The sequence below is a fragment of the Neobacillus drentensis genome (genome assembly GCF_036965425.1).
Classification (GTDB): domain Bacteria; phylum Bacillota; class Bacilli; order Bacillales; family Cytobacillaceae; genus Neobacillus; species Neobacillus drentensis_F.
This window is the reverse complement of the sequence record NZ_JBALPP010000063.1, coordinates 1-7,925: the sequence shown is the minus strand read 5'-3', so window position 1 is coordinate 7,925 and position 7,925 is coordinate 1. Positions and strand designations below refer to the sequence as shown.

Genomic DNA, 7,925 nt, shown 5'->3' with positions numbered 1-7,925 from the left:
AAAGTTGGAATTATAACAGAACGATGTAAGTTTAAGAGAAACGAGTCAAGTATTGCGGAATGGTGGTTTTTTATCTGTAGTATTCGCATGTGGTTCTCGACAATCTTCTTTCCTGCTTGGTAGGATTGAATCTTTATATATCAGTATTTGCAGCTGTTTTAATCAATCGATTGATTAGTATATTCCATATTGAATTTTATCGAAAGAAACAATAAAAAAAGTCAAAAATATTGGCAGCAATAACTTGCCCTAAGGCTCTATTTGTATCAGTAAGTTTTGAAGGAAAATAAAAGCAGTGGAATTAGTTAATTTATAAAAAAGGGGGCTTATACTATTTGCGGAAATGGTTTGGTTCGTCGTGTGTTTGTATTAATGAAAAGGGTGAACGGCTAAAGGTCTTACAAGGAAAAAAATAAAGAATCAATAGAAAGCCACTTATCGAATGATAGGCGGCTTTCATCATTTTATATCGAATAATAATCGAAAAACATATCGAGGAATGAATGCAACACCTCAGATTTCTCATCATGACGGTATGCTATTGCTAAATCCAAAGTAATTGACGTATCCACAAGTTCCCTGAAGACAACTCCAGTATTATGTGTTTGACATTTAGCAGAAAGGGAAACCCCCATCCCCATGGATACAAGAGTTATAACCGTTTGGATGTCATGAGTCTCAACCGTGATCTTTGGAGAAAACCCAGCTTGATGACAGATTTTTGTAACCACATCGTAGAATCCCGGTCCAATCACCCGGGGGGTAATAACAAATGATTCGTTTGCCAAATCTGTTATAGAAATGGGTCCCCCTTTCATGGCCAAAGGATGTTTCTCGGGCAGCATGGCTTGTATAGGTACATGCATATAGTTTTTTACGATTAGCTGTTCGCTATTAACAGGTGGGGTGAGAAGTCCGACATCAATCTTATTCCCATGTAACGCATGAAGTTGGGCAGTTGTACCCATTAGCTGTAGATCCAAGTTGACCGAAGGGTACTTTGCCCGATACATCTGTACTATGGGGAGGATATTTTCTCCAGTCCCGGTGAAACCGATTACTAGTTTCCCATGTTCTGCTCTTGCAGACATTCTTGCGGTGTCACATGCTTCTTCAACTAGATCCAGCATTTGATAGGCCTTTTCCAGAAAAGCCTTCCCTGCATGGGTCAATTCAACCCGTCGATTGGTCCGATAAAACAGGCGAACGCCGACTTCCTCTTCCAACTGTTGAATTTGTCTACTAAGCGGGGGCTGGGCAATATGCAAACGTTCAGATGCACGACTGAAGTTAAGTTCTTCCGCAAGTGCTACGAAATATCGAATATGTCTGAGCTCCACTTTTTCCCCTCCTATTTTTCAAATAATACTTATTAAGTATCATTATAGATAATTCCAAGTATTTCAACAATTCTTTCTTTATTTATATAATAACCTTAAAGTTGATTTTGTAAGGACATGTTTCGAAAAATTCCAGTGAATTAAGGAGGAGAACGAAAGATATTTTTACTTTAAAGGTATATAGCAGGGAGGCGAAAAGTTTGAATGCAGGGTTGTCAAAACAAAAGGGGATTATTGTACTACTCTTCCTAGGATGGTTTATATCTTCCATTGATCGTATGTTCATAAACCTAGCAATTTTACCTATTGGAAAAGAATTAGAAATGGATGCAGCAACATTTGGGATCGTGCTAAGCATTTTTTATTTAGGCTATACACTCATGCAAATACCAGGAGGTTTGTTAGCAGACCGATACGGGTCCAAAATGGCCATTATTGTAACAATCCTAGTGTTCTCCTTGTTTGCCGGTTTGTCGGGTGTGGCTTGGTCGGTCACTTCTCTCTTGGTTATCCGATTTTTCTTTGGATTGGGAGAAGGGGCGTTTCCAGGAGCAGCAACCAAGCTAATGAGTGAGAATGTGAGCCCTGAAAAAAGATCTAGTACACAGTCAGTATTACTTGTCGCAATCGTATTGGGTGGGTTCGTGGCAAGTATAGCGGGAGCCTACTTCATTACGCAAATAGGTTGGAGAAACGTGTATATATGCCTTGGAATTATGGGGGGGATTACCGTCCTGCTGTACATGCTATTTCTCCGGTCAGACAAAACCGGTCCTAGTGAAATCAAGCAGCAAGAAGGGAAAGTATCCTTTGTTTCCCTGCTGAAATCCCCTTCCATGTGGAAAATCATGGTGGCTCTGTTTGGATTGTATACTGCGATTTGGGGACTGACTAGCTGGGTGCCTTCCTATCTCATGAATGTCCGTAAACTCAATTTGCTTGATACTGGGATTTACTCATCCCTTCCGGCAATTGCAGGGATGATTGGTTACTTGGTTGGAGGGTGGCTGGTTGACAAAGTCTTTGTGAACCGTGAGAAACTATTGATCGTCTATGGCAATTTACTATCAGCCATTTGTATTTTCGGCATGTTCAATGTTGAATCTCTGACAATGACAATCCTCTTCCAAAACATGGCGGCTTTCTTCCTTCAGATTGCATACATGGGCATTTTGGCTGTGCCATTGAGGTTGTTGCCCTCTACGATCATGGGAAGCGCTTTTGGAATGATAAATACTGGAGCGAATCTAGCAGCATTTATCACTCCAGCAGTTATGGGTGCTTTGATTCAGCTGTTCAACGGATCTTATTACATCGCGTTCAGCTATTTGATTGTAGGCACTATTTTGTCTCTTATTATGGGTCTTCTCCTTGGGAATGTGCGTAACGATATTGTACAAAATCATGCTGGATCGAAGACGGCCTAAATTCATTGAAATTTGGTTTTCATCATTGTTGTTTATCATTTGTTATTGTTGTGTTATTTGTTTTTCAAAAAGAAAGACAATTTTGAAAGCGTTTCCTGATTTAATTATCAGAATATCTGATTTAAATTTTCTCTGGTAAGACGCAGGACTGTTTTGTAAGGGTAAAAGGTTTAAAAGAAGAATTTTAAGGGGCTGATCTAATGAATTTTAACAAACGGTTAGACAAGTTACGAGGTTTTATGGAAAAGGAGAAACTTACAGCTGTATTATTGACTGATCCAAATAACCAGTGTTACATGACTGGATTTGAAATAATTACTTATTCCCGTCCAATTTTCACTATAGTGACCAAGAATGACTGTATCTTAATTGTTCCTGGTCTAGAGGAAGAGCATGCTAAATTAAATGCAGAATTTGATCAGTTAATTGTATATTATGAGCATCCTGAAAAAGCAATGCAGGGTAATGATCCGATTGCATTGATAATAAAATGTTTACAAGCTCTAAATGGAGAAAGAAGACTCGGAATTGAGTCTCGCTCCTTACCTTTAGAATTAGCAAATATCTTCCAGAGAGAAAACTGGAAATTAACAGATGTTACTTCCGAAATGATTAAAAATCGGGCAATTAAAGATGAGAAGGAATTAGAAAAAATGCGCCAAGTATGCTCATTAGCGGTGGGCTCGGTACAAGCAGCATTTCGAGCTCTTAAGGTAGGAGTGACTGAACGGGATATTGAAGAGGCTGCAGCCAGTGCTTTTTATCAAGAGGCCTCCAACCTTTATCCCGACTCAAGCCTTTTTACTGGAGGAATGAGTCCATCTGGAGTAGAACGCACGATTCTGCCTCACGTGTTTTCAAATTTGATAAAGATAGATTTAGGTGATGGATTAATTATTACAAGAATTACTTCGCTTGATGGATATAAAGGTGAATGTGAACGAACTTGCTTTGTTGGGGAGCCAACTGCTAAACAAAGAGAATTGTTCAGAGTGATGGTGAATGCCCAAAGAGCCGCGCTTGAGATTATCAAAGCAGGTGTAAAGACAAGTGATGTAGATGCCGCAGCACGCTCAGTTATCCAAGAGGCAGGGTATGGTGAATATGCCGTTCATCGTACCGGACATAGTATCGGTATAGCCGTCCATGAGGCCCCGTTCTTCCGTTTTGATGATAACTTCATATTACAAGAGGGGATGACATTTACGGTCGAACCCGGTATTTATGTTCCTGGGATAGGAGGCTTCCGCCATTCGGACACAATCCTTGTTACAAAAAATGGATATGAAATGCTAACCGAGTGTCCGCGTACCATCGAAGAATTAATTTTTAGTCCTATAGCCTATAAATAGTAGATTATGAGCATGGTCAGGAAAAAGAAATTCGCTTTAGATACAGTTTATGGAATATAACCCGATAGAAGAAGTATGATGTATCATTTAGTTCAAAAAATAGTATTAAAGGAGATCCTTTTTCATTTCATATTAATCTCATTATGTAAAATAGGCAGACAAAGAAATATGTTATTCTAATTCCATAATCGGGCGCGATTGTTGAATAAGCTACCCTTTTCTTCTTCAACTAAGGGTGCAAGAGTTCAAGAACGGAGCTGTCATTTTGGCGGCTTTTCTTTTTGTGCCAAAGAATCAGGTTGGAAGTAGGAAAAATAAAACCTTTATTGAATATGAACAACAGGAAGTTTAATAAAGGAGGCTATGAGAATTGAATGTTTGATAAAAAAGAAGAGAGTTCAATTTTAGGAACAGTCATAGCGGTTAGTTTATGTAAGAACCATTCGTTTAGTAAAGAAAATCAAGAGATTATAAAATTAGTGAAGGGATTAGGGGTTGAAGGCGATGCACACTTTGGCTCAACGGTTAAACATCGCTCGAGAGTGGCACAAAATCCAAATCAACCGAACCTAAGACAAGTGCATTTAATTCAAAATGAGTTATTCGAAGAGTTAGCAGACCATTTTACTATTAAACCTGGACAAATGGGTGAAAACATTACAACACTCGGAATAAATCTTCTTGAATTACCAACTGACACGATATTATCTATAGGTGAGTCTGCAATTATTAAAGTAACAGGCTTACGCAATCCTTGTGCTCAAATTGATAATTTTAAACCTGGTCTTTTAAAGGCTGTTTTGGATAAGGATTCAGACGGAAATCTTATAAGAAAAGCAGGAATAATGGGAGTAATTTTGCAGAGTGGAGAAGTAAAACCAGGTGATACCATCCGTGTTGAATTCCCTCCTCAAACATTTAAAAAGCTTGAACGCGTTTAAATTAGCGTACCATAGCCTTTACGCTGGCAGAAGAACTAAAGCCTCAAGGCATTTTTGTTGGTACGGCTTCTATTGGCGGTGCTGTTGCTCCTGGTACTGTATGAAAAACGCGAAGAGAATGAATTGTGTATAGCTAAGGCGTAAAAGACTAGGGGGACGGTTCCTCTGGCTTTAACCAACCTCATCAGAAACCAAGAGAACCGTTCCTGTGGTTTTGAGGAAATCCGTTTTCTTTTATTAGGAAACGCGTTTTAATCAGGTATTAAATTCAGAAAACTTACGTATTTTTATTAAATAAAAAGTTTTCACTTGAAAGGAGAAAAAATGTGGAATCATCCAAGTAATCAATTTTACCCCCTAAATATTTATAGTTACTTTGTAGGTCCCAATCCCCAAACATCTGCTAACCCCTCTTTAAAGTATCCAACAATCAGCAAAACCGCTTTCTTAAGTCCCTTTACTTTTATCGTCGGGGACGTTACCATTCGGAAAAATACTTATATTGCTCCATTCGTAAGTCTTCGTGCTGATGAAGGAACTCCTTTTTATATTGGGAGGAATACTAATTTGCAGGATGGGGTAATCCTTCATGGGTTGAAAAATAAATACATGGAGGTTAACAGTATGAAGTTTTCGATCTATATTGGCGATGGGGTATCTTGTGCCCACGGGTCCATGATTCATGGGCCATGTCGAGTTGATGATCATGTTTTTATTGGATTTAATGCAATTGTTTATAACGCTTGGATAGGTGAGGGCAGCTTTGTTTCCAAAGGTTCAGTTGTTACGGGCGGGGTAAAGCTTAAGCCCTATAGCTTTGTACCTCCAGGAGCCAGCATTGATACACAGGAAAAAGCAAATGTATTATCCCAAGTTCCTATAAGTGAGGAGAAATTTGCTAAGGAAGTACAAAGGGTCAATCAGGAATTTCCTTCAGCCTATTCATTGTTTTTTGGTGAAAATAGATGTTCATGCGGGTTATCCTGCTGAAAACAAACTGCCTTTTTATTTGCCAACAACAGTTTGACTTCGTTTTATAAGAGAATCATGTTCGTAGAGGCTCTTTAATCGCAGGATTTCATAACCATTGATATAGGAATAACATTAGAATGGAGAAGTTCTTTTTTTATGATATATTGGCGGTGTTGTAACTCCTGGTACTCACTTTGCGTAGGACCTAATTGCAGAAAAGTTTTGGGAGCAGTATGAAAAACGTGAAGATAATGAAATTGTGTATAGCTAAGGCGTAAAAGACCAGAGGGACGGTTCCTCTGGTTTTAACTAATCTCATCAGAACCAAGAGAACCGTCCCCGTGGCTTTAGGTCTCAGAACGAAAAGTTTTTCCTATCTCTCTTCCTAGACCAAAATAATGTCTGAAATTATAAATGAGCGGGCTCCACTCAACCGGATTAATATAATTTTCATTTTGAACAATATTTTCTGCTGCATGGAAGTGTAACACTTGTGTCTCTACAATAGCAAATAGTGAGTTATATTCTGGTATGCGAATATCCTTGACCACTGCTTCAATCTGTATTGGGCATTCTTTTATTCGTGTTGGCAGGACTGTTTTTGACTTTAAAGGTGTTAATTCCGCTGCCTGGTATTTATCTTTTTTAAAGGTAAATCCAATCTCTTTTTTATAATCAGGAATTTCTCTTATACCCGTAAAGGAAGAGATTCTTTCAACATTTCTCCATAGATTGGGACTAGGTAAATTGATTACACATTCCTTATGCCTTTTTAGATTTTCAATTGCTTTGCCACCTAACCCAATTCCAAGAACAATACAGTCCCCTAGAGCCCATGATGAAGACATAGGGCTAATATTGGTTGAGCCATCCTCATTTAGTGTAGTTAAGAGCAGCGTTGGTGTCCCGTAATACATGATTTTTGGCTTGATTTCTTTAAAGTTAACAATGTTCATTTTGATTCACTCCTAAAGTATGAGTTACACTGTAATTGTAAAACTTCAATAATTCCATGTTCATCGAAATATGATTGCAAGGGGGAAAAAAATGAATCCAGATATCTCAAAAATTGCTTCACTATTATCTGACCCCACTAGGTCTTTAATATTAATTAGTCTAATGGACGGAACGGTCCACCCTAGCAGTGAACTTGCAAATATAGCTAAAGTAACACCACAGACAGCAAGTTTCCATCTGCTTAAAATGCTTGATGCAAATCTTGTAAGCGTTGAAAAGCACGGAAGGCATCGTTATTATAAGTTGAAAAACAGCGAAGTTGCGAAGGTAATAGAGCAATTATTAAATATATCACCGAGCGCCTCAGTCAATTCCTTCAAAGAGGCTAGAGAAAAGAGTGCAATCCATTTTGCTAGAACCTGTTATGACCATTTAGCGGGTTATGTTGGTGTACAAATCACTAATTCATTCGTTCAACAAGGTATACTATTAAAAAAAGAGATGAATTTTGAAGTAACCACAAAGGGGGCTTGTTTTTTAAAAGAGTTTGGGATTAATGAGGAGGAGCTTACTAATAAACGAAGGACGTTTGCCCGTTGCTGCTTAGATTGGACCGAACGGCAGCACCATATTGCTGGAGCTTTGGGGAATGCTTTACTAGAAAAGATGCTTGAACTTGAGTGGTTTTCACGTATGCCGCAAACTCGTGCCGTAAAGGTCACTCCCAAAGGAAGAATGGAACTGGCAAAGCGATTATCCATCCATCTTAGTTAAAACCATGGGGACAGTTCTTGTGGCTTACACGAACATCATTAAATCCATGAGAAAATTCCTTCAGTTTTTGGTGCATTTCTAGTAAAGCAAGAATTGAAGGTACCCAAAGGGATACCCTCTCTATTTCATCATTCCGTTGCCTGTGGTCAAGCCCCTAATAAA

Annotated in this window: 7 protein-coding genes; 5 read left to right on the top strand and 2 right to left on the bottom strand. The window is 38.6% G+C overall.

The genetic code is table 11. The annotated features are described in order from the left end of the window. Nucleotides 1-464 precede the first annotated feature (464 nt). Nucleotides 465-1,340, bottom strand: a complete 876-nt coding sequence (locus V7161_RS16835; protein WP_335714115.1) for a LysR substrate-binding domain-containing protein — start codon at nt 1,338-1,340, stop codon at nt 465-467. Between the two features lie 200 nt (nt 1,341-1,540). On the opposite strand from V7161_RS16835, the gene V7161_RS16830 reads away from it, so the two are divergent. The 4 genes from V7161_RS16830 to V7161_RS16815 all read left to right on the top strand — a co-directional run bounded on the left by V7161_RS16830 (nt 1,541) and on the right by V7161_RS16815 (nt 6,050). Then, the gene (locus V7161_RS16830) at nt 1,541-2,767 is read left to right on the top strand and encodes an MFS transporter (protein WP_335714114.1); all 1,227 of its coding nucleotides are present in this window, start codon (nt 1,541-1,543) and stop codon (nt 2,765-2,767) included. Between the two features lie 200 nt (nt 2,768-2,967). Then, nucleotides 2,968-4,119 (top strand): Xaa-Pro peptidase family protein, encoded by a 1,152-nt coding sequence (locus V7161_RS16825; RefSeq protein ID WP_335714113.1) that lies wholly within the window; start codon nt 2,968-2,970, stop codon nt 4,117-4,119. A 374-nt stretch (nt 4,120-4,493) separates the two neighbouring features. Then, nucleotides 4,494-5,060 (top strand): MOSC domain-containing protein, encoded by a 567-nt coding sequence (locus tag V7161_RS16820; protein WP_335714112.1) that lies wholly within the window; start codon nt 4,494-4,496, stop codon nt 5,058-5,060. 324 nt (nt 5,061-5,384) lie between these two features. Beyond that, on the top strand, nt 5,385-6,050 hold the full coding sequence (locus V7161_RS16815; protein ID WP_335714111.1) for a carbonate dehydratase: 666 nt from the start codon (nt 5,385-5,387) through the stop codon (nt 6,048-6,050). Between the two features lie 329 nt (nt 6,051-6,379). On the opposite strand, the gene V7161_RS16810 is transcribed toward V7161_RS16815, so the two are convergent. Next, nucleotides 6,380-6,988 (bottom strand): flavin reductase family protein, encoded by a 609-nt coding sequence (locus V7161_RS16810; RefSeq protein WP_335714110.1) that lies wholly within the window; start codon nt 6,986-6,988, stop codon nt 6,380-6,382. Nucleotides 6,989-7,079: 91 nt separating this feature from the next. On the opposite strand from V7161_RS16810, the gene V7161_RS16805 reads away from it, so the two are divergent. Beyond that, nucleotides 7,080-7,763 (top strand): ArsR/SmtB family transcription factor, encoded by a 684-nt coding sequence (locus V7161_RS16805; RefSeq protein WP_335714109.1) that lies wholly within the window; start codon nt 7,080-7,082, stop codon nt 7,761-7,763. The last annotated feature ends 162 nt before the right edge of the window (nt 7,764-7,925 follow it).

What these genes read in the sequence shown, in the direction of transcription:
- V7161_RS16825 (WP_335714113.1), top strand. Translation starts at nt 2,968, where the DNA reads ATGAATTTTAACAAACGGTTAGACAAGTTACGAGGTTTTATGGAAAAG.
- V7161_RS16820 (WP_335714112.1), top strand. Translation starts at nt 4,494, where the DNA reads ATGTTTGATAAAAAAGAAGAGAGTTCAATTTTAGGAACAGTCATAGCG.
- V7161_RS16815 (WP_335714111.1), top strand. Translation starts at nt 5,385, where the DNA reads ATGTGGAATCATCCAAGTAATCAATTTTACCCCCTAAATATTTATAGT.
- V7161_RS16810 (WP_335714110.1), bottom strand. Translation starts at nt 6,988, where the DNA reads ATGAACATTGTTAACTTTAAAGAAATCAAGCCAAAAATCATGTATTAC.
- V7161_RS16805 (WP_335714109.1), top strand. Translation starts at nt 7,080, where the DNA reads ATGAATCCAGATATCTCAAAAATTGCTTCACTATTATCTGACCCCACT.